Source organism: Amycolatopsis sp. NPDC104587 (assembly GCF_055583645.1).
In genome coordinates this window covers 118,957-145,587 of sequence record NZ_JBVJNO010000011.1, presented here as the reverse complement: position 1 = coordinate 145,587, position 26,631 = coordinate 118,957, and the positions used below count along the sequence as shown (strand labels likewise).

Sequence of the window (26,631 nt, the reverse complement as noted above, 5' to 3'; positions counted from 1 at the left end):
GTGGCGAACGAAGACAAGTACCTCGAATACCTCAAGCGCGCCACGGCGGACCTGCGCGAAACCCGGCGCCGCCTGCGCGAGGTCGAGGAGGCGAGCCGCGAGCCGATCGCGATCGTCGGGATGGCCTGCCGCTTCCCCGGCGGCGTGCGCACGCCCGAGCAGCTCTGGCGGATCGTCGCCGACGGCGTCGACGCGGTCGGCGAGTTCCCCGCCGACCGCGGCTGGGACCTCGCCGAGCTCCACGACCCGACGATGACCCGGCCGGGCACGAGCTACCTCAAGACCGGCGGTTTCCTCGACGACGTCGCCGACTTCGACCCGGCGCTGTTCGGCATCTCGCCGCGCGAGGCGCTGGCGATGGACCCGCAGCAGCGGCTGCTGCTGGAGACGTCGTGGGAGGCCTTCGAGCGCGCCGGGATCGACCCGACGTCGTTGCGCGGCAGCCGGACCGGCGTGTTCGCCGGGATGATGTACCACGACTACCACACGCGGCTCGGCCGGCTGTCCGAGGAGCTGGAGAACTTCCTCGGCAACGGCAACTCCGGCGCGGTCGCCGCCGGGCGCGTCTCCTACACCTTCGGGCTGGAGGGCCCGGCGCTGACCGCGGACACCGCGTGCTCGTCGTCGCTGGTGACGCTGCACCTGGCCGTCCAGGCCCTGCGCAACGGCGAGTGCTCGCTGGCCCTGGCCGGTGGTGTCGCGATGATGGCCATCCCCGAGCCGTACATCCAGTTCAGCCGCCAGCGCGCGCTCGCCGAGGACGGCCGCTGCAAGGCGTTCGCGGACGCCGCCGACGGCACCGGCCTGTCCGAGGGCGCCGGGATGCTGCTGGTGGAGAAGCTGTCCGACGCGCAGCGCAACGGCCACCCGGTGCTCGCGGTCATCCGCGGCTCCGCGGTCAACCAGGACGGTGCGAGCAGTGGCCTCACCGCCCCGAACGGCCCGTCGCAGCAGCGGGTCATCCGGCAGGCGCTGGCCAGTGCCGGACTGTCCACTTCGGACGTCGACACCGTCGAGGGCCACGGCACCGGCACCTCGCTGGGCGACCCGATCGAGGCGCAGGCGCTGCTCGCCACCTACGGCCGCGACCGCGAGGAGCCGCTGTACCTCGGCTCGCTCAAGTCGAACCTCGGGCACACCCAGGCCGCGGCCGGGGTCGGCGGGATCATCAAGATGGTCCTCGCGATGCGCCACGACGTCCTGCCGGCCACCCTGCACGTCGACGCGCCGTCGTCCAAAGTGGACTGGACGGCGGGCGCCGTCGAGCTGCTCACCGAGGCGCGCGAGTGGCCACGCGGGGAGAAGCCGCGGCGCGCCGGGATCTCGTCCTTCGGCATCAGCGGGACGAACGCGCACGTCATCATCGAAGAGCCGCCCGCCGCGGAACCCGTCGAACGTGCGGCGCAGACACATCCCCACACGCCGTGGGTGCTCTCCGGTAAGACCGCCGACGCCTTGCGCGCCCAGGCCCGCCGGCTCGCCGACCACCTCAGCCCGGACGTCGACCCGGCCGCGGCCGCCGCGACGTTGTTCACCGGCCGCGCCCGGCTCGAACACCGCGCGGTGGTGCTCGCCGAGGCCGGTTCGCTGCCGCTCGACGCGCTGGCCGCGATCGCCGAGGGCGCCCAGTCGCCGGACGTCGTGACCGGCACCGGCACGGACGGCGCCCTTGCCGTCCTGTTCTCCGGCCAGGGTTCGCAGCGCCCGGGCATGGGCCGCGAGCTGTACGGCACGTTCGAGGTCTTCACGAAGGCCTTCGACGAGACCTGCGCGGCGCTGGACGAACACACCCGGATCCCGGTCGAGTCCCTGGTGTTCGCCGAGCCGGACAGCCCGGAAGCCGAGCTGCTGTACCAGACCGAGCACACCCAGCCCGCACTGTTCGCCATCGAGGTCGCCCTCTACCGGCTCCTGGAGTCCTTCGGGGTCCGCCCGGACTTCCTGGTCGGCCACTCGATCGGCGAGCTGACCGCCGCGCACGTCGCCGGGGTGCTCACACTGGCCGACGCGGCCGGGCTGGTCGTCAAGCGTGCCCAGCTCATGCAGACCCTCCCGGCCACCGGCGCGATGGCGACGCTCGCGGCGACGCCGGAGGAGCTCGGGCAGCTGCCCGAAGGTGTCTCCGTCGCCGCGGTCAACAGCCCGGACTCGCTCGTGGTCTCCGGGGACCGCGACGCCGTCACCACGATCGTCGAGGAGTGGCAGGCCCGCGGGCGCAAGGCCAAGGCGCTCAAGGTCAGCCACGCCTTCCACTCGCCGCACACCGAGGCGATCCTGCCCGCGTTCCGCGAGTACGCGGCCACGCTGACCTTCCACGAGCCGCGCGTCCCGATCGTCTCCGACGTCACCGGGCAGCTCGCCACGGCCGAGCAGCTGGCCGACCCGGAGTACTGGACGCGGCACATCCGTGAGGCCGTCCGGTTCGGGCCCGCGGTCGAGACGCTGGCCGCGCACGGGGTCACCGGGTACCTCGAGGTCGGCCCCGACACCACCCTCACGACGCTCGCCGGGCACACCCTCGGCGCCGGCGACCACGCGGCCGCGGCGCTGCTGCACCCCGGCAAGCCCGAGGAACGCAGTGTGCTCGCCGCACTGTCCACTTTGTACGCGCGCACCGCGGTCAAGCCCGACCTGAGTGCCTGGCTCCCGGCCCGGGACACGGCCGCGCTGCCGACGTATGCCTTCCAGCACAAGCGCTTCTGGCTGGACGCGACGGACACGAGCGGCAACGTCGCGACCGCCGGGCTCGGCGCCGCCGGGCACCCGCTGCTCGGCGCGGCCACCGGGCTCGCGGGCGGGGACGGTTTCCTGTTCACCGGCCGCCTCTCGACGGCGACGTCACCCTGGCTCGCCGAGCACGTGGTGCTGGGCAGCGTCCTGCTCCCGGCGACGGCGTACGTCGACATCGCGCTGCACACCGGTTCCCACGTCGGCGCGGACCAGCTCGCCGAGCTGACCCTCGCCGCGCCGCTGGTGGTCCCGGCCGACGGCGCGGTGCGGCTGCAGGTGTTCGCCGGCCCGGCCGACGACCAGGGCCGCCGCGAGCTGACCGTGCACTCCCGCGACGAGCGCGCGGACGACGACGAGCCGTGGCAGCTGCACGCCACCGGCCTGCTCACCACCGGCGTCCCGGCCCAGCCGGAAACCCTGGTGTGGCCGCCGGAGGGCGCCACCGCCGTCGACGTCTCCGAGCTGTACGCCGGGCTCTCCGGCGCCGGGCTCGACTACGGGCCCGCGTTCAGCACCGTGCGCGCCGCGTGGCGCCGCGGTGACGAGATCTTCACCGAGGTCACCCTGCCCGAGGACCACCACGACGAGGCCGCGGCGTTCGGCCTGCACCCGGCGTTGCTCGACGCCGCCCTGCACGGCATCGCGCTCTTCGCCGAAGACGGTGCCGCGCCGGAGCTGCCGTTCGCCTGGCAGACCGTCGCCCTGCACGCCGTCGGCGCCACCGAACTGCGCGTGCGCCTGGTCCGCGGAGACGGCACAGTGGCCGTCGAGGTCTTCGACGGCGCCGGCACGCCGGTGCTGGCCGCGGAGTCCCTGCGGACGCGTGCCGCGGAACGGCCCCAGGCCCGCGCGGAGTCGGTGTACCAGGTCGACTGGACCGTCCTCGACCCCGCCGAGGCGCCGAAGCCGGAGCGGATCGGTGTTCTCGGCGCCGACCAGATCGGCCTGCCCGCGGCCGTGCGCTACCTCGACGTCTCGGCCGTGGCCGCCGCGCAGGAGCTGCCGGAGGTCGTGTTCGCCGCGCTGTGCCAGCACGGTTCCGGTGACCTCGCGGCCGACACGCACACCGCGGCCGAGCAGGCGCTGACCCTGGTGCGGTCGTGGCTGGCGGACGCCCGCCTCGAAGCCGTCACGCTCGTCCTGGTCACCCGCGGCGCGGTCGCGACCGGCGACGAGGACGTGCCCGACCTCGCGCACGCCCCGGTCTGGGGCCTGGTGCGGTCCGCGCAGTCGGAGCACCCCGGCCGGTTCGTGCTGCTGGACACCGACGGGCCCGTCGCGGCGGACCCGGTGTTCGCCGCGCTGGCCGCGGGCGAACCGCAGCTGGCCCTGCGCGGCGACCGCGTGCTCGCCCCGCGCCTGACCACCGCGCCCCTGTCCACTGTGGACGCGCCGGTGTTCTCCCCGGACAGCACGGTCCTGATCACCGGCGGCACCGGCGGGCTCGGCTCGGCCGTGGCCCGGCACGTGGCGGCGTCCGGAGCCCGTCTCGTCCTGCTGTCCCGCCGTGGCCTCGACGCTCCCGGTGCGGCGGAGCTGCGGGACGAGCTGGGCGCCGACGTCGTCGCCGCCGACGTCACCGACCGCGCCGCCCTGGCGGACGTCCTGAGCCGTTTCGCCGTCACCGGGGTCGTCCACACGGCCGGGGTGCTCGAAGACGGCCTCGTCGACAGCCTGACCCCCGAGCAGCTCCACCGGGTCCTGGCCGCCAAGGTCGACGCCGCCACGCACCTGCACGAGCTGACGGCGGACCTCGAGCAGTTCGTGCTGTTCTCTTCGGCGTCCGGCGTGCTCGGCAGCCCCGGCCAGGCCAACTACGCAGCGGCCAACACCTTCCTCGACGCCCTCGCGCAGCATCGCCGCGCGAACGGCCAGGCCGCGCACTCGCTGGCCTGGGGCTCCTGGGAGCACACCGCGGCCGGCATGACCACCGAGCTGACCGACGCCGACCGCGAGCGGCTCCATCGCTCCGGCGTCACCGAGCTGAGTGTCACCGAAGGCCTGCGGTTGTTCGACCTGACCTGCGCCACTGATCGCGCGGTGCTGGTGCCGATCCGCCTGGACCGCGCCGCGCTGGCCGCGGTGCCGGACCTGCCGCCGCTGCTGCGCGGAGTGGTGCGCACGCCGCGCCGTCGTGCCGCGCAGGCCGTTCCCCAGACCGCGACCGGCGGGTTCACCTCGGTCGACGAGCTGTCCGAGCTGGTCCGCGGCCAGGTCGCGGCCGTGCTCGGCCACGACTCGGCCGCCGACGTCGAAGAGCACAGCGCGTTCAGCGAGCTCGGCTTCGACTCGCTCACCGCGGTCGAGCTGCGCAACCAGCTCGCCGCCGCGACCGGCCTGCGGCTGCCGGCCACGCTGATCTTCGACTACCCGAACCCGAAGGTCCTGGCCGCGCACCTCGCGGCCGAGCTGCTCGGCGCCGACGCCGCCGTGAGCGCGGTGACCGGCACGAAGGCGGCCACCGACGACCCGATCGCCGTCGTCTCGATGGCCTGCCGGTTCCCCGGCGGGGTCAGCTCGCCCGAAGGGCTGTGGGACCTGGTCAGCTCCGGCGCCGACGCGATCGGCGACTTCCCGGCCGACCGCGGCTGGGACCTCGACGGCCTCTACGACCCGGACCCCGACCGCTCGGGCAAGCTCTACACCACCCGCGGCGGTTTCCTGTACGACGCCGGGGACTTCGACGCCGAGTTCTTCGGCATCTCCCCGCGTGAGGCACTGGCGACCGACCCGCAGCAGCGCCTGCTGCTGGAGACGTCGTGGGAGGCCATCGAGCGCGCGGGCATCAACCCGCGGTCCCTGCGCGGCAGCCAGACCGGCGTGTTCGCCGGGGTCATGGGCGCCACCTACGGCACCGGCATCGGCGACATCCCCGACGAGGTCGAAGGCCACCTGAGCACGGGCGCGGCGGGAAGTGTCGTGTCCGGGCGCGTCTCCTACACGTTCGGTCTCGAAGGCCCGTCGATGAGCATCGACACGGCGTGTTCGTCGTCGCTGGTCGCGCTGCACCTCGCCGCCCAGGCCCTGAGCTCGGGGGAGTGCTCGCTCGCGCTGGCCGCCGGGGTGCACGTCACGCCGACCCCGGACGCGTTCGTGTTCTTCAGCCGGCAGCGCGCGCTCGCCGCCGACGGCCGCTGCAAGGCGTTCTCCGAAGACGCCGACGGGTTCGGCGCCGCGGAAGGCGTCGGCGTGGTGGTGCTCGAACGGCTTTCCGAGGCGCGACGGCACGGGCACCCCGTGCTCGCGGTGCTGCGCGGCTCGGCGGTCAACCAGGACGGCGCGTCGAACGGGCTCTCCGCGCCCAACGGGCCCTCGCAGCAGCGAGTGATCCGCCAGGCGCTGGCCAACGCCGGACTGGCCGCTTCGGACGTCGACACCGTCGAGGCGCACGGCACCGGCACCCCGCTGGGCGACCCGATCGAGGTCCAGGCACTGCAAGCCACCTACGGCGCCGGTCGCTCCGACGACCGGCCGCTGTGGCTGGGCTCGCTGAAGTCGAACATCGGCCACGCCCAGGGCGCGGCCGGTATCGGTGGCGTGATCAAGATGGTGCAGGCGCTGCGCACCGGCGTCCTGCCGAAGACGCTGCACGCCGGGACGCCGTCGGAGAAGATCGAGTGGGCCGGCGGTGGCGTGCGGCTGCTGCAGGAGTCCCAGCCATGGCCGGAAACCGGTGCGCCGCGCCGGGCCGCCGTGTCGTCGTTCGGGATCAGCGGCACCAACGCGCACGTCGTCCTGGAGCAGGCTCCGGAAGCCGCTGTTGCCGCGGCCGGGGACGCGCCGGTCGTGCCCGTGCTGCTCTCCGGCAAGACGCCGGAAGCCTTGCGGGGGCAGGCTTCCCGGCTGCACGACCAGGCCCTGGCCGCCCCAGAGCTGGCCTTGGCGGACCTCGGCCACTCCCTGGTGGCGGGCCGCACGGCGTTCACCCACCGGGGCGCGGTGGTCGCCGCGGACCGCGACGAGCTCCTCGCCGGCCTGGCCGGGCTGGCCGCGGGCGAGGACGAGAACGTCGTCGTCGGCAGCGGTTCGGGGTCGGACCGGGTGCTCATGGTCTTCCCGGGGCAGGGTGCGCAGTGGGTCCACATGGGACTCGACCTCGCCGGGCAGGAACCGGTTTTCGCCGCCCGGCTGCGGGAGTGCGACCAGGCGCTGAGCGAGTTCGTCGACTGGTCGCTGTTCGACGTGCTCGCCGACGAGGCCGCGCTCGAGCGGATGGACGTCGTGCAGCCGGCGCTGTGGGCCGTGATGGTCTCCCTGGCCGAGCTGTGGCGCTCCTACGGCGTGGTCCCGGCCGGGGTGGTCGGCCACTCGCAGGGGGAGATCGCCGCGGCCACCGTGTCGGGCGCGCTCTCGCTGCAGGACGGCGCCCGTGTCGTCGCCCTTCGCGCCAAGGCGTTGCTTTCGCTGGAAGGTGTCGGCGGAATGGCTTCGGTGCTGTTGACGCCGGAACAGGCCGCGGCGGCGATCGAGCCGTGGGGCCTGACGGTCGCCGTGGTCAACGGCCCGTCCCAGGTCATCGTCGCCGGTGACACCGAGGCGCTGGACGGCTTCGGCGCGGCCTGCGAGCGGGATGGTGTCCGCTACCGCCGGGTCAACGTCGGTTTTGCGTCCCACCACCCGAGTGTTGGGCAGTGCGAAGCCGAGATCACCGAGGCGCTGCGGCCGGTCCGTCCGGTGGGCACCGACCTCCCGTTCTTCTCCTCGACCCGCGGTGAGGCGATCGACACCACGCTGCTCACCGGGGACTACTGGTTCGAGAACACCCTCAACCCGGTCCAGTTCCACACCACGGTGCTCGCCGCGCTGGCCCAGGGCTTCACGCACCTGGTGGAGGTCAGCCCGCACCCGGTGCTCGGCGGCCCGCTGGAAGACGCGGCGGCCACGGCCGGGCGTCCGGTGCCGGTGCTGGGCACCCTGCACCGCGACGGCGGCCAGCGCCGGTTCCTCACCTCGGCGGCCGAACTGCACGCCCACCACGGTTCGGTCGACTGGTCGGCGTTCTTCACCCGCAGCGGCGCGCGGCAGATCCCCCTGCCCACCTACGCCTTCCAGCGTCGCCGCTACTGGCTGACGCCGGCGCCGGGCCAGGGCGCCGGCCACACCGCCGGGCTCAACCGCAGCGGCCACCCGATCCTGACCGGCGTCACCGACCTGCCCGAGAGCGGCACCCACCTGTTCACCGGGCAGCTCTCGCTCGGCAGCCACCCGTGGCTGGCCGACCACGCGGTCAACGGCGATCCGCTGCTGCCGGGCACGGCCCTGCTCGACCTCGCGCTGCACGCGGGTTCGCGCACCGGCCGCCCGCACGTCGCCGAGCTGACGCTGCAGAGCCCGCTGATGCTGCCCGCCCGCGGTGCGGTCCAGCTGCAGGTGACCGTCGGCGCGGGCGGCGAGCTCGACATCCACTCCCGCGGCGCCGACGAGGACAGCCAGGGCCCGTGGCTGCGGCACGCGACCGGCCTGCTCACCGAGACGGCTCCCGCGGCGGACTTCACGCTCACGGCGTGGCCGCCCGCGGGCGCCGAGGAGATCGACCTCGACGGCCTCTACGAGGAGCTCGCCGGGAGCGGGTTCACCTACGGCCCGGCGTTCCAGGGCCTGCGGGCCGCCTGGCGCGACGGCGACGACGTCTACGCCGAGGTCGAGCTGCCCGAGCCGGTCAGTGAAGGCGCCGCAGGCTTCGGCGTGCACCCGGCCCTGCTGGACGCCGTGCTGCACGCGATGTCGCTCGGCGAGTTCGTCACCCCGAGCGAGGACCCGGACGTGATCCGGCTGCCGTTCTCGTGGGGCGGGGTGAGCCTGCACGCGACCGGCGCGACCACCCTGCGCGCCCGGCTTTCCCCGGCGGCGAAGAACATCGTCGCGGTGCACCTCGCCGACCCGGCCGGGGCGCCGGTCGCCGCGATCGAGGCCGTCGAGTCCGCGGAAGTCGACACCCGGCAGCTCGGCGCGTCCGCGGTCACCGCGAACGACACGCTGTTCGGCCTGGACTGGACGCCGGTCGGCCTGCCCGCCGCGGCCGCCGAGGGCGTCGCCCTGCTCGGGGTGGACCACCACGGCGCCGGCGGGGTCTTCCCCTCGGCCGGCGATTGCGCCGAGGTCGTCCTGGCCGCGCCACAGTCCGTCGGCGCGGCTCTGGATCTCCTGCAGAGCTGGCTCGCCGACGACCGCGAGGAGCGGCTGGTGCTGCTGACCGCCCTGGCCGCCGGCCCGGACGTCACCGACCTCACGACCGCGGGGATCTGGGGCCTGACGCGGTCCGCGCTGTCCGAGCACGGCGACCGGTTCGCGCTGGTCGACCTGGACGGCAGCGCGGAGTCCCTGGCCGCGCTGCCCGCGGCGATCCGCAGCAGCGAGCCGGAACTGCTGCTGCGCAAGGGTTCCGCGCTGGCTCCGCGTCTGACGCGGACGCCGGAAGCGGTCGCGGCGCCGCGGACGTTCGATCCCGACGGCACCGTGCTGGTCACCGGCGGCACCGGCGTCCTCGGCTCGCTCGTCGCCCGGCACCTGGTGGCTTCGGGCGCCCGGCACCTGCTGCTCACCTCCCGGTCCGGGGCCACTGCGCCGGGCGCGGAGGAGCTGCGGGCCGAGCTGACCGCGCTCGGGGCGTCGGTGACGCTGGCCGCGTGCGACACCGCCGACCGCGACGCGCTGTCGGCGGTGCTGGACGGGGTGCCCGGCGACCACCCGCTGACCGCGGTGATCCACACCGCCGGGGTGCGAGACGACGCCGTCGTCACCAACCTGACCCACGAGCAGCTCGAGCGTGTCCTGCGCCCGAAGGCCGCCGCGGCCTGGAACCTGCACGAGCTGACGAAGGACGCCGACCTGGCCGAGTTCGTCCTGTTCTCCTCGGCCGGCGGGGTCTTCGGCGCGCCCGGCCAGGCGAACTACGCGGCGGCCAACACCTACCTCGACGCGCTCGCGCAGTACCGCGTCGCGCAGGGGCTGCCGGCCTGCTCGCTGGCGTGGGGCCTCTGGGCGGACACGAGTGTGCTCACCGAGGACCTCAGCGCCGCCGACCGCGCGCGGCTGGGCGCCGGGCTGAGCGCGTCGGAAGGGGTCGCGCTGTTCGACACGGCCCGCGCCCACGGCGCGGCGGTGCTGGTGCCGGCCAAGCTCGACCTGGCCGGGCTGCGTGCCCGGTCCGCCGAGGTCCCGCCGCTGCTGCGCGGGGTCGTCCGCTCGACGACGTCCCTGCGGACGGCCGCGGCGGCGTCGGCGGCTTCCGCGGACGCGCTGCGGCAGCGGCTCACGCCGATGACCGGCGCCGAGCGCGAGCAGGTCCTGCGTGACCTGGTGCTCACCGAGGTCGGCAAGGTGCTCGGCTTCGCGGCCGGCACGCCGGTCGACCCGGCCCGGGCGTTCACCGAGCTCGGGTTCGACTCGCTGACCGCGGTGGACCTGCGCAACCGCCTCGGCGCGGCGACCGGCATCCGCCTGCCCGCGACGCTCGTCTTCGACTACCCGACGGCGAACGCGCTGGTCGAATACCTCGACGGCGAGCTGGCCCCGGCCGAGCCCGCGGCGCCGCCGGTGCTCGCCGAGCTCGACCGGCTGGAGGCCACGCTCACCGGGGTCGAGGGCGACGTGCGCGAGCAGGTCCGCGACCGGCTGGCCGCGCTGCTCGGCGCCTGGGACGAGGACCGGCCCGGTGACGACGTCGCCGACCGGATCTCCGCGGCCAGCGACGACGAAATGTTCGAGTTCATCGGCAAGGAACTGGGGATCTCCTGATGACCACGACCGAGGACAAGCTCCGGCACTTCCTCAAGCAGGTGACCACCGAGCTGCACCAGACCCGGCAGCGGCTGGCCAAGGCCGAGGAGGAGGCCGCCGACCCGGTGGTGATCGTCGGGATGGCCTGCCGGTTCCCCGGCGGGGTCGACTCGCCGGAAGGGTTGTGGCGGCTGGTTTCCGACGGTGTCGACGCGGTGGGGGAGTTCCCCGCCGACCGCGGCTGGGACCTCGAGAGCCTCTACGACCCGGACGGCGCCGACGCGTCGTACACGCGGCACGGCGGGTTCCTCGACGGCGCGGCGGAGTTCGACGCGGGGCTGTTCGGCATCTCGCCGCACGAGGCGCTGGGCATGGACCCGCAGCAGCGGCTGCTGCTGGAGACGTCGTGGGAAGCGCTGGAGCACGGCGGCATCAACCCGCTGTCGCTGCGGCGCGCCAAGGTCGGCGTGTTCGTCGGGCTGATGAACAGCAGCTACGCCAGCGGCGCCACGGAGATCCCGGCGGAGACCGAAGCGCACGCGGCGCTCGGCAACTCCACCAGCATCGCGTCGGGCCGCATCTCCTACACCTTCGGCCTCGAAGGGCCTTCGGTCAGCGTCGACACGGCGTGCTCGTCGTCGCTGGTCACGCTGCACCTCGCCGCGCAGGCGCTGCGCAACGGCGAGTGCTCGCTGGCGCTGGCCGGCGGCGCCACCGTCGTCGCCCAGCCGGACGCCTTCATCAGCTTCAGTCAGCAGAAAGCCCTGTCCCGCGATGGCCGGTGCCGCGCGTTCGCCGAGGAGGCCGACGGGTTCGGCATGGCCGAAGGTGCGGGGATGCTAGTGCTGGAACGGCTTTCCGAGGCGCGGCGGCTCGGGCACCCGGTGCTCGCCGTGGTCCGCGGCTCGGCGGTGAACTCCGACGGCGCGTCCAACGGGCTGACCGCGCCGAACGGCCCCTCACAGCAGCGGGTGATCCGGGAGGCTCTCGCCGCCGCCGGACTGTCCACTTCGGACGTCGACGCGGTGGAGGCGCACGGCACCGGGACGTCGCTCGGCGACCCGATCGAGGCGCAGGCGCTGTTCGCCACCTACGGCCGGGATCGTCCGGCCGACCGGCCGCTGCTGCTCGGCTCGCTGAAGTCGAACATCGGGCACTCCCAGGCCGCGGCCGGCGTCGGCGGGATCATCAAGATGGTGCAGGCGCTGCGGGCCGGGGTGGTGCCGCGGACGCTGCACTCCGCGAACCCGTCGTCCCATGTGGACTGGAGCTCGGGCGCGGTCGCGCTGGTGCCGGAGAACGTGCCGTGGCCGGAGACCGGCCGCCCGCGGCGCGCGGCCGTGTCGTCGTTCGGGATCAGCGGCACGAACGCGCACGTCATCCTGGAGCAGGCCGAGCCTTTTGCCGTGGAGTCGCCGGAAGGCGCGTTCCCGCTGGTCCTGTCGGGCAAGACGGCGTCCGCGCTGCGGGACCAGGCCGCCGCCCTGCGTGATTCGCTCGCGTCGGGGTTCAACCGGACCGACGTCGCCCGCACTCTCGCTTCCGGCCGCGCCGCGCTCGCCCACCGCGCCGCCGTGGTCGGCTCGGACGTCCTCGCCGGCCTCGGCGCGCTGGCCGAGGACCGGCCGAGCGACCTGGTCGTCACCGGGGTGACCCGGTCACCGGGCAAGGTGGCGTTCGTCTTCCCCGGCCAAGGTTCGCAGTGGCCGGCGATGGCTCGTGCGCTGCTCGAGTCGGCTCCCGCGTTCGCCGACGCGGCCGAGGAGTGCGCGAAGGCGTTCGACGCGCACCTCGACTGGTCCGTGCTGGCGGTGCTGCGCGAAGAACCCGGCGCGCCCGAGCTGAACCGCATCGACGTGATCCAGCCGGTGCTGTTCACGGTGATGGTGTCGCTGGCGGAGCTGTGGCGCGCCCACGGTGTCCAGCCGGCGGCGGTCGTCGGGCACTCGCAGGGCGAGGTCGCCGCCGCGTACGTCGCCGGTGGCCTGGACCTCGACGACGCGGCGCTGATCGTCGCGGCGCGCAGCAAGGTCTCGGCGCGGCTGTCCGGCCACGGCGCGATGGCGACGGTGGCGCTCAGCCAGGAGCAGCTGACCCCACGCCTTTCGCCGTGGGGCGACCGGCTGTCGGTCGCGACGGTCAACAGCGCGTCCTCCTGCGGCGTCTCCGGCGAGCCCGAGGCGCTGACCGAGTTCCTCACGGCGTGCGAAACTGACGGCGTCTGGGCGAAGCGCGTGCCGGGCCTGGACACCGCGGCGCACTCCGCGCAGGTCGACGCCCTGCGTGAGGACCTGCTGCGCGACCTGGCGGGGATCAAGCCCCGCCGGTCGACGATCCCGATGTACTCGACGGTGACCGGTTCGGTGCAGGACACCGCGGGCTTCGACGCCGAGTACTGGTACCGGAACCTGCGCCAGCCTGTGCTGTACCAACCGGCGGTCGCGGCGCTGGCCGAAGACCGGCACACGGTGTTCGTCGAGTGCAGCCCGCACCCGGTGATCGTGCTACCGACCCGCCAGACCCTGGAAGGCACGGACGCGGCGGTGGTCGGTTCGTTGCGCCGTTCCGACGGCGGCCTGCCGCGGTTCTTCGCCGCACTCGCCGAGGCGCACGTGCACGGCGCGGTGGTGGACTGGGCGGGCGTGATCGGCGGCGGCTTCACCGACCTCCCGACGTACCGCTTCCAGCGACAGCGCTACTGGCTGGACACGCTCCGCACGGCGTCGGGCGACGTCTCGGTGGCCGGCCTCACGGCGACGGGCCACCCGCTGCTGGGCGCGGCGGTGCCGCTCCCGGAGTCGGACGCGGTGCGGTACACGGGCCGCGTCTCCCTGGCGACGCACCCGTGGCTGGCGGACCACGCGGCGATGGACGCGGTGCTCCTGCCGGGCACGGCGTTTGTCGAGATGGCTGTGTCCGCCGGCGCCGAGTGGGGTTACGGGACGCTGGCCGACCTCACTTTGGCGGCGCCGCTGCCGCTGTCGGCTTCCGTGCAGCTGCACCTCGCGCTGGGCCCTGCGGGGGACACGCGCTCGGTGGACGTCTATTCGCGGACCGACGAGGGTTCGTGGACGTTGCACGCGACGGGTTCGCTGGCTCCGACGTCTCCGCCGGTGGTTTCGGTGGGACCGTGGCCGCCCGCGGACGCCACGCCGGTGGATCTCGAGCACATCTATGCGGAGCTGTCGGCGATCGGGCTGGTTTACGGACCTTCGTTCCAGGGCCTGCGTGCGGCTTGGCGGCGGGGCGAGGAGGTTTTTGCCGAGGTCGAGCTGGAGTCCGGTCCGGACGGGTTCACGCTGAGCCCGGCGTTGATGGACGCTTCGTTGCACGGGGCGTTGCTGGGCGGGTTGCTGGGTAACGGACGCCCGGGTCTGCCGTTTTCCTTCACGGGGGCGCGGGTGACGGCGTCTTCGGCGACTTCGTTGCGGGTGCGGCTCTCGCCGGGCTCGTCGGGGATGCGGCTGGAGGCGGCGGATTCCGCCGGCGAGCCGGTGTTCTCGGTGGACGCGGTGCAGACGCGGGACCTGCCGTCGGCGGGTCTTGAGCCGCTGTACCGGGTCGATTGGACGCCGGTTGTGGTGGCGGAGTCTGCTGTGGATGTTGCGCTGCTGGGGCCGGACCGGTTCGGCCTCGACCTCCCAGTCATCGAGTCCCCGGCCTCCGCTCCCGCCGTCGTCCTGACCACAGTGGACGATTCCGGCCCGGACCTCCCCACAGCAGCCGGAAACGCGGCTCGCTCGGCGCTGGACCTCATCCAACGCTGGCTGGCCGAATCCCCCACCACCAGCAAACTGGTCGTCGCAACCCGCGGGGTCGCCGCCGCAACCGCGCGCGGCCTGCTGCGCTCGGCGTCCGCGGAAGAACCCGGCCGCTTCGCCCTCATCGACCTCGACAAAACCCCCGAATCCCTCGCCCTCCTCCCGGCCGCCCTGGCCACCGGCGAACCCGAGCTGGCCCTGCGCGAAGGCGTCGCCCTCGCACCCCGCCTGGCAAAAAACCCGCCGCCCGAAGGAATCCGCCCCCTCGACCCCGAAGGCACGGTCCTGATCACCGGCGGCACAGGCGCGGTGGGCGCGCTGCTGGCCCGTCACCTCGTCACGGCGTACGGCATCCGCAACCTCCTCCTGCTCAGCCGCCGCGGCCCCGAGGCCCCGGGCGCCGACGCCCTCGCGGCCGACCTCGCCGAGCTCGGCGCCACGGTCACGATCGCCGCCTGCGACACCGCCGACCGCACCCGCCTCGCCGAAGTCCTGCGCACGATCCCGGCGGCGCACCCGCTCACCGCCGTGGTGCACTCCGCGGTCGTCCTCGACGACGGCCTGGTCAGCAGCCTCACCCCGGACCGGCTCGAGCGCGTGCTGCGAGCGAAGGTCGACGCGGCGGTGGCCCTCCACGACCTGACCGCCGACCTGGATCTGGCGGCGTTCGTGCTGTTCTCGTCCGCGGCGGGCGTCTTCGGCAACCCCGGCCAGGGCGCGTACGCGGCGGCGAACGTCTTTCTCGACGCCTTCGCCGAACACCGCCGCGCCCAAGGACTTCCGGCGCACTCGATGGCGTGGGGCCTGTGGGAGGAACGCGGCGAGTCGACGGCCACGGTGTCCGGCGGCGGTCTGTCCACCGAGTCGGGCCTCGCGTTGTTCGACGCGGCACTCGCCGGCGACGAGGTCCTCACGGTGCCGATCCGCCTGGACGTCCCCGCCGTCCTGCGCGCCCAGGACGGTGACGTGCCGCCCCTGCTGCGTGGCCTCGTGCGCGCGCCCGCTCGGCGCAAGACGAGCTCCGCGTCGCAGTTCCGCACGCGAATCGCCGCTGCGGACCCGGTGGAGGCCGAGAAGCTCCTGGTCGACCTGGTGCGCGGCCACCTCGCCGACGTCCTCGGCCACGAAGACGCCACCGACATCGCGGCGGCCGCGCGGTTCCTCGAGCTGGGCGTCGACTCGCTGACCGGCGTCGAACTGCGCAACCGCATCAACAGCGCCACCGGGCTCACGTTGCCCGCGACGCTGGTGTTCGAGCAGCCGACCGTCCTCGACGTCGCCCAGGCGGTGGCGTCGGCGCTGAGCGACACCCCGCAGCCGGCTCCCGAACCGGCGGGCCTGTTCGGCCCGATGCTGGCGGAGGCGGGCCGGACAGGCCGCTTCGGCGAGTTCGTCGAGCTCCTGGCGCGTGCGGCCCGGTTCCGCCCGACGTTCGAGGAGGGCGCGCGCCCCGACGGCGTCGACGTCGTGCGCCTGGCCAAGGGCGGCGCGGGGACCGAGCTGATCTGCGTGCCGTCGGTGCTGGCGATGTCCGGGCCGCAGGAGTACGCGCGGTTCGCGGCGGCACTGCGCGACTTGCGGGACACGTCGGTCCTGACGCTGCCCGGTTACCACGCGGGCGAGCTGCTGCCGACGTCCATCCCGGCGCTGGTGTCGGTCTTGGCCGAAGTGGTGCTGCGGCACACGGAAGGCCGTCCGTTCGCGTTGGCGGCGCATTCGTCGGGCGGCCCGGTGGCGCACGAACTGGCGCGCTTGCTGGCGTCTCGCGGCGCGGCGCCGCGGGGAGTGGCGCTTCTGGACACGTATCTGCAGAGCGCGGACGTCCTGGCCGACGTCCAGGGTGAGCTGGCGGGGGAGATGTCCGGTGCTTCGGTCGGCGACGCCCGCCTGACGGCGATGGGCGGCTACCTGGAGATCTTCGACGGCTGGGTGCCATCTTCGCTCTCGACGCCGACTCTCCTGCTGCGAGCGTCATCCCCGTTGCCCTCATGGTCCGACCGCCCGGACTGGCAGGCGACGTGGGAGCTCCGATCGTCTACTGTGGACACTCCGGGCGACCACTTCTCGATGATGCGCGAGCACGCCTCTTCCACGGCTCGGAGCGTGCACGACTGGCTGGCGGATCTCCAGCCCTGACTTCACCTGATCGAGTGGTGAACTTGTGTTCGAAGCTCGGTAACGTCGAAGCCATGGACAGACAGCTGTGGCAAGCCGACGCGGAGGCCCTCGCCGACCGCGTCGGCTCGCTGCTGTCCCGAATTCGCGCCACGGAAGCGGAACTCGGGGCGGTGCTGACGGAGATCGCGGACCGCGGTGTCATGGAGTTGTACGGATACCGTTCCCTGACCCGCTGGCTCGAGCACAGGGCCGACATCCCCCGCCGCGCGGCGGACAAACTCGTCAAGCGCGCGCAGGTCCTGAACCCGTCACACCACCTCGACGGCACGGTTGAGCCGGCATTGGCCCCAGCGACGGGCGAAGCAGCCCGCGCGGGCAAACTGAGCGACGCGACAATCGACGCGATCACCGAGACGTTGCGCCAGATCCCGCCCGAGGAACGCGAGCAGGCGGAGCACCAGCTCCTGGACCTGGCGGACCAGGCCGGCCCGGCCCAGGTCGCGGCGGCCGGCCACCGCATCATCGCCCACCTGGAACCGGACGGCCCGGAACCGGACGTCACCGAGCCATCCACGCCCGACCGCGAGTTGACGTTGCGCCGCAAGAGAACCGGAGTGTGGGAGCTCAAGGGCAGGTTCGACGACGAGACCGGCACCCGAGCCAACGCACTGCTGGATTCCCTGTCCGAGCGCCGCACCTCCGACGACGGCCCCGACCTCCGCAGCCCAGCCGAGCGACTGGGCGACGCATTCTCCGACGCGGTGGACCTGGCCCTGAACTCACCGGCGCTGCCCACCCAGGCAGGCGAGCGAGCGCACGTGATGGTCGCGGTGTCCTTGGAGAACCTGAAATCCGCTACAGGCAAGGCAACCTTAGGCGACACAGCGGAGATCACGGCGGCGGAGGCAAGAGTCCACGCATGCGACGCAATGGTGATCCCAGCAGTATTGGGCGGCAAGAACGAGCCGCTGAGCCTGGGCCGCCTACGCCGCCTGATCTCCGCGGGCTTGCGCCGGGCGTTGTACCTCCGAGACCGCGGCTGCGCTTTCCCGGGATGCCACCGCCCGCCCCGCCACTGCCAGGGCCACCACATAAAGCACTGGTCCGAAGGCGGCCCAACGGACCTGACAAACACGGTCCTCCTGTGCGGCCACCACCACCGCTTGCTGCATCGCTCGGGCTGGAAGGTCCGTCTGGCACCAGACGGCCGGCCGGAGTTCATCCCACCGCAGTACCTAGACCCAAGCCGAAGACCCAGGCGCAACAACCTGCACCCACCACTACCCTTCGCCGCGTAAACAGGGGACACCCACGGTCCAACCCCCCACGACGGCAGGAGGCCACTTCCGCCTCCCCACCGCGCCGGCCACCCGCCCCGACGCGGGGTAGCCCTCAGACCCGCGGCCACGTCTCAACCGCCGCGCCACAGCGCTGGGAAGGGCCACCCACGATCCAACCGGAACCCTTGCCCCGATGTGGAGTAGCCGCCGGATCCGCAGCCAGCGCGGCTGCGCGCCAGCCGCGATGCCCACGGTGGCAGGAGAGCTGAAGATGCAACCGGAACCCTGCCCCGCCGTGAATTGGCCGCCGGATCCGCAGCGAGCGCGGCTGCGTGCCAGCCGCTATGCCGACGGTGGCGGGAGAGCCGAAGATGCAACCGGAACTCTTGCCCCGATGTGGAGTAGCCGCCGGACCCGCAGTCAGCGCGGCTGTGCGGCACCCGTTATGCCTACGGTGGCAGGAGAGCCGGCGATGCAACCGGAACCCTTGCCCCGCCGGGGAGTGGTCGCCGGACTCGCAGCCAGCGCGGCTGCGCGCCAGCCCCACACTTACAGCGCCGGGAGAGCCGGGCACCCCAGGATGCGACCGACATCCCAGCACCGGCACGGGTAGCTCTCGGACCCGCAGTCATGGCGTGCCTGGCCGCGGCTCCCTGCGGAACCGGCTCGCAGCTGAACCCACGGGCAGCCACCCCGGCGCCGCTCGTCCCGGTTCTGGCCCAGCGTAGGCGGAATTACGCGAGTTTGTTCCGCACGCCCACCAGCCGGGGCCGCCGATAGCAAAGCGGCAGCCCTCAAGGAACCCGCCGCATCCCTTCGCAGCAGGAAGCTGCCTCGCGCCGCTCGAGGTGTGGCGTGGCCGGACCGCGTGGCTCGTTCCACACAGGCCCGCCAGCCGCGTCGCGGGTGGCGAGTCGACAGCAAAGCGGCGGTCCCAACGGAACCGCCGCTTCACCCCTCACTAAGCAAGCAACCTGCCCCTGCTCGGTCCGAGGCAAGCCACAGCCCCAGGAAACCCGCCACAGGAAGCGACCGCACCCGAGCGGCAGAAGCCGCGGCCCCCGACAAACCGAGAACCGCGACCCCGCCAACACCGACCTACCAGGAAGCCACCTCGTGCCGCGGCATCTGCTCCATGTCCCCGGCATGCGACAGCCACCGATGCCCGCTCGGCAGCTCAGTCCGCCGATTGATGTTCAGCTTCCGGTACACCCGGGTCAAATGCTGCTCCACGGTCGAAACAGTGATGTACAGCTTCCGCCCGATCTCCCGGTTCGTGTGCCCCAGCGAGGCCAGCGAAGCCACCCGCTGCTCCGCCGCACTCAACGTCGACGGGCTCAGCTCCTCCGCCACCTGCTCGGTCACCGCCGGCGCCCCGGCCGGCGTCAAACTCCGCCACAACGGGTCCGCGCCGCACGACTTCGCCAGCTGGACCGCTCGGCGCTGCGCCGTGCGGGCCCGGTTGTAGTCGCCCAACATCTGCGCGCACTCGCTGAGCGCCGCGAACACGTGGGCCAGCTCGTACCGGTCGTCGCACGTCTGGAGCTGCTCGGCCGCCCTGCGGAGCATCGGGAGGCGCTCCTTGAACTCGCTCACCTCCGCCAGCGCGCGCAGGCACACCGCGTGCGCACGGACGCGCTCGTCGCCACACCGCTCGAGCTGGTCGCGCAGGAGCTTGCGGGCCTGGTCCGCGTGGCCGAGGCGGGCGTGCGCCTTGGCCGCGCTCAGGCGCCACGGCACCAGCTCCGGGTGGTCGATCTCCCAGCGGACGGCCAACGTCCGGACCGTCGCGAAGTCCTCGAGCGCCGCGTGCAGGCGGTCCGTGGCCAGGTAGTGGTTGCCGCGGGCCATCAGGTACTGGAGCCAGAACGCCGTGCGGCGCAGGCCCGGCGGGATGTCCCGCTTGAGCTCGGCCGCCGCCTCTTCGTACCGGCCCATCCGGGTCAGCGCGTCCACCAGGTGCGCCAGCGGCAGGCCGATCAGCGTGCCCCAGCTCTGGGCCGGGAGGATCGTCAACGCCTCCCGTGCGCACCGCTCCGCCGCGTGCAGGTCGCCGAGGCGCAGGGCGACTCCCGCCTTCACGTCGGTGATCACCGCGCGCAGGGTCGGGGACGTCTGCACCGCCTTCATCCGCAGGAGCTCTTCGCACCAGCGGTCCGCGCGGTGCGGCTCGCCGGCCAGGAGCAGCGCCTGCAGGGCCGCGACGACCTCCTCCAGCTGCGGGACTTCGATCAGCCAGCAGCTCTCCAGCACCTGCTCGGCCGCCGCCAGTGCCTCGTCGCGGTACTTCGACGACAGCGCGAGCGTGAGCGCCTGGCCCGAGCACGCGCCGTCGTACGCGGTCGTGCCGCGGTCGCGACGGCGTTCGCCCGCCACCTCCGGGTACCACACCCGCACCCACTGGCTGTCCGCGAAGCACTCCGCCTCGGGCCGGCCCAGCACCGTCGCGGCGCGGTCGAGCCGGCCGTGCCAGAGCAGCGAGTAGACGTAGTCGGCCGTGTGCTGCGTGCTCAGGTGCCCCTGGTCGAACGAGTCGCCGAGGGGGCCGAGCCGCATCGCCGCCGCCGCGGGGTTGGTCCGGTTCTGGATCTGGACCAGCCGGGCGGTGAACGCGGCCGCCTCGCGCGGGCCCATGACCTCCTGCTTCGGCAGCGTCAGGCACGCCACCGCGACCTCGGCCCGGTTCTCCCGCAGGGCTTCCTGCGCCGCGTTCCACAGCACTGGCAGCGCCCACGGCTCGGCCGCTCCGCCGCGCAGCAGGTAGTCCGCGACGACGGCGTCGGGCTTGCCCTGCTGGTGCAGCCGCCGGGCGACCTCGAGGTTCAACGCCCGCGCGTCCGCCTCGGGCAGCTCGGCCCGGATGGCCTTCGCGGCCCGCTCGTGGCGGAACCGGTGGTGCTCGATCAGGCCGCTGTGCTCCAGCATGGCCAGCGCCGCGGCCACCTTGGCCTGGTCGAGCCGCAGGACCTGCGCGAGGTCCTCCTCATCGCCGTGGCCGTCGAGGACCGCGACCGCCCGGGCCGTCCGCACGAGGTGCGCGGGGCTGCGGTGCAGGCAGCTCAGCACCGCGTGCTCGTACGCGATGCCGATCGTCGGGTCCGCCGCGCCCGCCGACTCGCAGTCGTCGGCCAGTGCGTGCGTGAGCAGCGGGTTGCCACCGGTGAGGCGGTGGCACGCCGCGGCCAGCCGGCCGGCCGCCGCCGCGTCCAGCCGCTCCGCCAGCACCTGCGCGACCCCGCCGACCGACAGCGGCGGCACGGTCAGGTGCCGCGCGTGCGGCTGCCGGATGATCTCCGAGTGCAGCCGCGACCGCGCCGGCCGGGCACTCGCGCTCTCGGCCAGGATCATCAGGACGCGGGAGACGCCGATGCGGTGCTGGATGTAGAGCAGCGTGCGCAGCGACGCCCGGTCGGCGAACTGCATGTCGTCGACCACGATCACCAGCGGCCGCTCCTTGGACAGCTCCAGCAGCGCCACGCAGATGCCGTGCGCGATCCGCGCGTCGAAGCGCAGGCCGTTGTTCGTGTCCGCGTCCGCCGCGGAGCCCATGATCCGGTGGGCCTGCGTGACGGTCTCGGGCGGGAGCAGCGGGTTGCCGAACAGCTGGTCCAGCATCCCCAGGTGCACGTCTTCTTCCGCGAACGAGCCGCAGGCGCTCAGCACGAGCGCCCCCGAGTCGCCGGCCCGCTCGGAGAACCGGCGCAGCAGGCTGGTCTTGCCGCTGGCCACGCCGCCGGTCAGGAGCGCGACGACCCCGTTGCCGCGACGGCTTTCGTCGAGGAGCTCGATCAGACTGTCTAGTACCTTTTCCCGTTCCACCAAAGCCATGTGCCTATCACCCCAGTGATGTTCCCCGCCGAAGGTGTGTGACCACCCCAGTGACAACCTTCGGCGTAGCTTGCTATCCCCAGTTACTTGCTGTGACGAAGAGCATCTCACCATCAAGGAAGAACTCTTCGACAAAAACAAACGTAGTCGCCTCGGCACGGGTTGACCAGCGCAGGTGGAGGCGGGGGTGTGTTCGGTCCATCACCGTCGGAGGTGGCTTTACCCAGGATGAAAAGCGTTCGTTTTTCGCTGTTCCCAGCGAGCCGATCGCTCCCCTCAATCACCCGAACGAGTGAAAAAGTGGCTTCGGGGCGTCAGTTGGGCCCGATTTTTGACCGTTGGTGGCAGCGCTGTCACGCAGGGATGCGAAACGCATGACCGGGGCAGGGCGGATGAATGGGGTAAATCGGGCGCGCCGTCGGAATCGATCGAGGGTCTAACTCGTTCGGCCTAAACTGACGCGCTCCGTGGTCGAAGGATCTGTCGAACACTACCCAGAGTGTCTGCGACCAAAGGGGGAGACGCGGCGGCCACCACGGCTCAGGCCGGTTTTTGGAGATGATCTCCAGGTCGGAGCGACTCCGGGAGGTCACGGTCGGGGACAGAACCTTGACCGGGAGTGAGATGCCGTCACCCGATCGGACTAGAACTGGGCTCCACCTCGCGTCGCGGCCGCCTTCCGGGGTCTCCACCCCGGACAACCTTGATCCCGGTGACCCGGATCCCCGGCCGAACCGCGGCAGTAGGGGTCGAGTAGGGGTGTCGGCCCGCACGGGCACCCCTGAACCGGGCAAAACGACCGGTGGGGCGCGACGGTGGATTTTGGCTCTCCACCCCGGGAGAAGGGGGAGTGGCGGCCTTTTCGGTGACGACTGTCCCCGCGGTGTCACGGCCGGAGCCGGAAACGAGAACAGCGGGGAAAGGGTGCGGGAATTCGGCGCGGCCCACTGATCGGGAACACGTCTACCTGCCGCCCGACAGAAACTTCACACGGGCGTGGCCGGCGGCGGCGTACCACGACGTCAATCGTCCTGGGGCCACAATTTCGCCGCCGGTTGAACAACCAGGGGGCGGAAAACACGCACCCGGGAACGCGAAAAGCCGCCTTGGACAGCGTCGGACGCTGTCAAGGCGGCTCTCGGGAGGGGAACTACAGGCTGGTCACCGTCGTGACGCCGGTGGCGGCCCCGGTCGTGTCGAAGAGCCGGGCCGCGCCGCCCAGCACCTCGGCGGTGTACTCGCGGTGCGGCTGGAGCAGCACGACCAGGTCGGCGGCGGCCAGCGCGGCGTCCAGCTCCGGCACGCACTGCAGGCCGCCGAAGACGTCGATGTACGGGTCGTGGAACGCCACGTCGGCGCCGCGGTCCAGGAACTGCTGGATGATCGGAGCGGCCGGCGTCTCCCGGGTGTCGGCGACGTCCGGCTTGTAGGTGACCCCCAGTACCAGGACCTTCGCCCCGTCGACAGCGATGGAGTTGTCCTCGAGGTGCTTGCAGACGCGGTCGGCCACCCACAGCGGCATGCCCTTGTTCACGTCGTTCGCCGTCTCCGCCATCTTGAACCGCAGCCCGAGCGTGGTGGCGTGGTGCACCAGGTACAGCGGGTCGGCCGGGATGCAGTGGCCGCCGACCCCCGGGCCCGGCCAGAACACCTTGAAGCCGTAGGGCTTCGTGGCCGCCGCGCGGATCGTGTCCCAGACGTCGAGCTCCATGCTGTGGCACAGCTGCGCGAACTCGTTCACCAGTGCGATGTTCACCTGGCGGAACGTGTTCTCCAGGATCTTGGCCGCCTCCGCCTCGCGCATGCCCTTGGTCAGGTGCACGAGGGTGACACCCCGGTAGAAGTCCGCCGCGCGGTCGCGCGAGGCGTCGGTCAGGCCGCCGACGAGCCGGGGGGTGTTGCTCAGGTCGAACTTGGCGTTGCCCGGGTCGATCCGCTCGGGCGAGTAAGCGAGGTCGAAGTCGACGCCGGCCAGCAGGCCCGACTCCTCCAGGATGGGCAGCAGCAGCGCGTCGGTGGTGCCCGGGTAGGTCGTGGACTCCACGATCACCAGCTGGCCCGGCTTCAGGTGGTCCCGCACGGTGGCGACCGCGGACTCCAGCGGCACCAGGTCGGGCTGGTCATCCTCGCGGACCGGGGTCGGGGCGCACACGACGACGACGTCGGCCTCGGCGAGCACGGACGGGTCGAGCGTGGCGCTGAGGTTCCCGGCCACCTCGGCCAGGTCGCTGTCGAGCACCGTGTCGACCGGCGACCGCAGCGCGTTGACGGCTTCGACGCGCTCGGCGCTGATGTCGAAACCGACAACCTGACGGCCGAGGCGCGCCTGCGCGACGGCCAAGGGGAGACCGGTGTACCCGATCCCCAGAATTACGATATGCCGATCGGTGTCAGCCATGGCGATATCCTCGGATTCTCAGTTGGTTTTGTTTCGGCGGGCGGGCGGATTACCAGGACATCCGGTACGGCACGAACGATTCGCCGTATTCCCAGCAGTGCGACCCGCCGGTGGCGGCGTCGATGGTCCGGACGTGGTTCAGGGACCGGGGCTGGTTTCCCGGCCGCATCTGGGTGCCGTAGGCGCGCAGCGCTTCTTCTTTGTCGGCCCAGTGCGCGGAGGTGTCGATGTGAACCCACCACGGCTCCGAGTCGGCGGACCAGCGGTCTTCGACCCCGCGGTAGCCGAGCACCATCTTCGGCGTCGGCTTGAGGCCGGGGCCCTGGATCCGGGCGGCGGCGAAAGCGGCGCGGAACACCGCCTGGTGGTCCTGGTGGTACCCGCCGGCCGCGGGGATGATCAGTGCCTCCGGCCGCACCGCCGAGAGTGAGCACTCCTCGTGCTTCTCGATGAGGTTGACCAGGTCACGCTGCTTCGTGGTGATGTCGAGGTCGCCGGTCTCGTCGACCCAGGCGATCGTCTGGGTCGTGGTGCCCAGTGCCTTGCAGGCGGTTTCGAACTCGGCGAGCCGGGTGTTCGGATCGCTGTGCGAGCCCCACATCTTCGCGGCCCGCACGGTCACGCACAGCACGTGCACGCCGATGCCGGCGGCGGCCAGCCGGGCGGCCGTGCCGCCGGGGCCGATCGTCTCGTCGTCCGGGTGCGGGGCGACGACGAGCACCTGGTCGCCCGTCGACAGCCCGAACGGGTGTCGTGAACTCTCGTTGGTCATCAGCGCCGGCTCTTTCGTCGTCGGCCCGCCGGATTTCCCGGAAATGAGCTCGGGACGCGGGCGGTGCGATTTCCCGGAATTCCGGGAACGAACGAAAGGCTAGTCAGCGCTGCGATTACCGGACAACCCCTGCCGGGATTCGACGACCCCTAGCCGGCCCCTGACTCGGGACGGGTGGAATAGGGGGTGCTAGTCCCCGAGTCCGTGCTGGTAGACGTACCGTACCGCCTCGCTGCGGTTGCGGACGCCGATTTTCATGAAAACATTGTTGGCGTGCGTTTTCACGGTCGCTTCACCGATCAGCATGGCGGTGGCGATCTCGGCGTTGCTCAAGCCGCGGGCGATGTGCGAGAGCACTTCGGACTCCCGGGTGGTCAACCCGGGAATACCCGTCCGCGTCGGCGGTGCGGTCACCGTCGTGGTCCCGGAGTGGTTGAACGCCGCGACCAGCCGTTGCGACACCGCGGCGTCGAAGGTGATCTGGCCCGCGGCGGCGGCGCGCAACGCGGCCGCGATCTGCTCCCGGCCGGCGTCCTTGGTCACGTAGCCCCGCGCCCCGGCGTGCAGCGCGGCGGCGATCGACTCGTCGTCGACGTAGGTGGTGAGCACGAGCACCGCGATGCCCGGGTGCTCGGCGGCGATGCGCCGGGTGGTCTCGATGCCGTCGAGCACCGGCATGCGCAGGTCCATCAGGACCGCGTCGGGCGGGTCTTCGGCGATCACGCGCAGCGCTTCTTCGCCGTTGCCGACGTTGCCGATGACCTCGATGCCGTCCATCAGGTCGAGCAACGCGACGAGGCCTTCCCGCATGATCTGCTGGTCGTCCGCGACGATCACGCGGATCGCCGGGTCGCTCATTCCGGCACCTCGGCCGTGACCAGCCAGCCGCCGCGGGCCGGGTCCGCCGGCCGGGCGACGAGCGAACCGCTGACCAGCGCCAGCCGTTCGCCCATGCCCACGAGGCCGTAGCCCGACGACTGCGTCTCGGCCGACGGCTGGACCGGCACCCGCACGGGTTCGTTGTGCACCCGCAGCGTGACCTTCTCGTCGGAGAAGTCCAGCACCATCCCGATGGGCGCGCCCGGCGCGTGCTTCGCCGCGTTGGTCAGCGCCTCGCGTCCCGCGCGCAGCAAGGAGATCGCGGTCTCGGGCCGGATGGGCCGCGCGGTGCCGGTGGTCTCGAAGGTCACCGGCACACCGTGGTCGGCTTCGTGCTCGGCGGCCAGCTCCCGCAGCGAGGCGGGCAACGGCGGCGAGTTGTGCCGCAACGCCGCGACGGCGCGCCGGGCTTCGTTCAGGCCTTCGTTCGCCAGGCGCCGGGACCGGCGCAGCCGTTCCAGCGCGGCCTCGCGGTCGCCTTTGACGCTCAGCAGTCCTTCGGCGAGATCCAGCTGCACACTCAAGGCGCCGAGCGAATGTGCCAGCACGTCGTGGATCTCCCTCGCGATGCGTGTGCGCTCTTGCAGCGCCGCGGCTTTGGCGTGTTCGTCGTGCATCAGGCGCGTCTGCTCGAGCAGCAGTTCCGCCTGGTGCGCCTGGACCTGGTACTGCCGCCGGTTCAGCCCGAACAGCGTCGAAATCAGCATCACGATCGCGTAGCCGAGCATCGTCACCCACGACTGGTGGGCGAGCGCGCAGCCGGCCACGACCACGCCGACTTCGAAGCCGGCGAAGGCGATGATGAGGTTCGCGCTGACCCCGGCCAGCGCGGCGAACACCCCGAGCGGGACGCCGGCCATCAGCATCGCCGTGCCGTCCGTGCTCCACCCGACCACCAGCGTGGGCAGGAACGAGCACAGGGCGAGCGCGGCGGTCGAGGTCCGCGGCCACGTCCGGTCGGACAGCGCGAAAAGCAGCCAGCACAGGAAACTGACGCCGCAGACCGTCCACACCAGCGGGGACGCCCGCGCCGTCAGCAACGCGCCGAGCAGCAGCAGCGTGCTGATGACCTGGACGACGAGCCACCCCGGCGCGACCCGTTCGGCCAGCCCCAGTTCGGTGTCCTCGTCGCCGGAGCCCTGCATG

Annotated in this window: 7 protein-coding genes and 1 pseudogene; 3 read left to right on the top strand and 5 right to left on the bottom strand. The window is 72.6% G+C overall.

The window, feature by feature from the left end:
- Positions 1–24: 24 nt before the first annotated feature.
- The 3 genes and pseudogenes from ACZ61C_RS31735 to ACZ61C_RS31725 all read left to right on the top strand — a co-directional run.
- Positions 25–10,467: pseudogene (locus ACZ61C_RS31735) on the top strand (SDR family NAD(P)-dependent oxidoreductase); the annotation flags it as partial.
- Positions 10,467–16,346 carry a type I polyketide synthase gene (locus ACZ61C_RS31730; protein WP_465311538.1) on the top strand — a complete coding sequence of 1,960 codons (5,880 nt, stop codon included), beginning with the start codon at positions 10,467–10,469 and terminating at the stop codon, positions 16,344–16,346. The pseudogene ACZ61C_RS31735 and the gene ACZ61C_RS31730, both read left to right, overlap by 1 nt.
- A 53-nt stretch (positions 16,347–16,399) precedes the next feature.
- Positions 16,400–17,626 carry an HNH endonuclease signature motif containing protein gene (locus tag ACZ61C_RS31725; protein WP_465311537.1) on the top strand — a complete coding sequence of 409 codons (1,227 nt, stop codon included), beginning with the start codon at positions 16,400–16,402 and terminating at the stop codon, positions 17,624–17,626.
- A 1,080-nt stretch (positions 17,627–18,706) separates the two neighbouring features.
- Here ACZ61C_RS31725 and ACZ61C_RS31720 read toward each other — a convergent pair.
- From ACZ61C_RS31720 to ACZ61C_RS31700, 5 genes are all read right to left on the bottom strand, one after another.
- The gene (locus tag ACZ61C_RS31720; RefSeq protein ID WP_465311536.1) at positions 18,707–21,436 is read right to left on the bottom strand and encodes a helix-turn-helix transcriptional regulator; all 2,730 of its coding nucleotides are present in this window, start codon (positions 21,434–21,436) and stop codon (positions 18,707–18,709) included.
- Between the two features lie 1,150 nt (positions 21,437–22,586).
- On the bottom strand, positions 22,587–23,834 hold the full coding sequence (locus ACZ61C_RS31715; protein WP_465311535.1) for a nucleotide sugar dehydrogenase: 1,248 nt from the start codon (positions 23,832–23,834) through the stop codon (positions 22,587–22,589).
- A gap of 49 nt (positions 23,835–23,883) precedes the next feature.
- A complete protein-coding gene (locus ACZ61C_RS31710) occupies positions 23,884–24,606 on the bottom strand; it encodes a PIG-L deacetylase family protein (protein WP_465311534.1) in 723 nt (240 codons plus the stop codon).
- A gap of 189 nt (positions 24,607–24,795) precedes the next feature.
- Positions 24,796–25,464: a response regulator gene (locus ACZ61C_RS31705; protein WP_465311533.1), complete on the bottom strand. Its 669-nt coding sequence runs from the start codon at positions 25,462–25,464 to the stop codon at positions 24,796–24,798.
- Complete coding sequence (locus tag ACZ61C_RS31700; RefSeq protein WP_465311532.1) at positions 25,461–26,630, bottom strand: sensor histidine kinase; 1,170 nt, start codon at positions 26,628–26,630, stop codon at positions 25,461–25,463. The genes ACZ61C_RS31705 and ACZ61C_RS31700 overlap by 4 nt, the downstream gene beginning before the upstream one ends.
- Between the last annotated feature and the right edge of the window lies 1 nt (position 26,631).

Excerpts from the sequence above, each read along its gene's own strand:
- ACZ61C_RS31730 (WP_465311538.1), top strand. The coding sequence starts at position 10,467 with ATGACCACGACCGAGGACAAGCTCCGGCACTTCCTCAAGCAGGTGACC.
- ACZ61C_RS31725 (WP_465311537.1), top strand. The coding sequence starts at position 16,400 with ATGGACAGACAGCTGTGGCAAGCCGACGCGGAGGCCCTCGCCGACCGC.
- ACZ61C_RS31720 (WP_465311536.1), bottom strand. The coding sequence starts at position 21,436 with ATGGCTTTGGTGGAACGGGAAAAGGTACTAGACAGTCTGATCGAGCTC.
- ACZ61C_RS31715 (WP_465311535.1), bottom strand. The coding sequence starts at position 23,834 with ATGGCTGACACCGATCGGCATATCGTAATTCTGGGGATCGGGTACACC.
- ACZ61C_RS31710 (WP_465311534.1), bottom strand. The coding sequence starts at position 24,606 with ATGACCAACGAGAGTTCACGACACCCGTTCGGGCTGTCGACGGGCGAC.
- ACZ61C_RS31705 (WP_465311533.1), bottom strand. The coding sequence starts at position 25,464 with ATGAGCGACCCGGCGATCCGCGTGATCGTCGCGGACGACCAGCAGATC.
- ACZ61C_RS31700 (WP_465311532.1), bottom strand. The coding sequence starts at position 26,630 with ATGCAGGGCTCCGGCGACGAGGACACCGAACTGGGGCTGGCCGAACGG.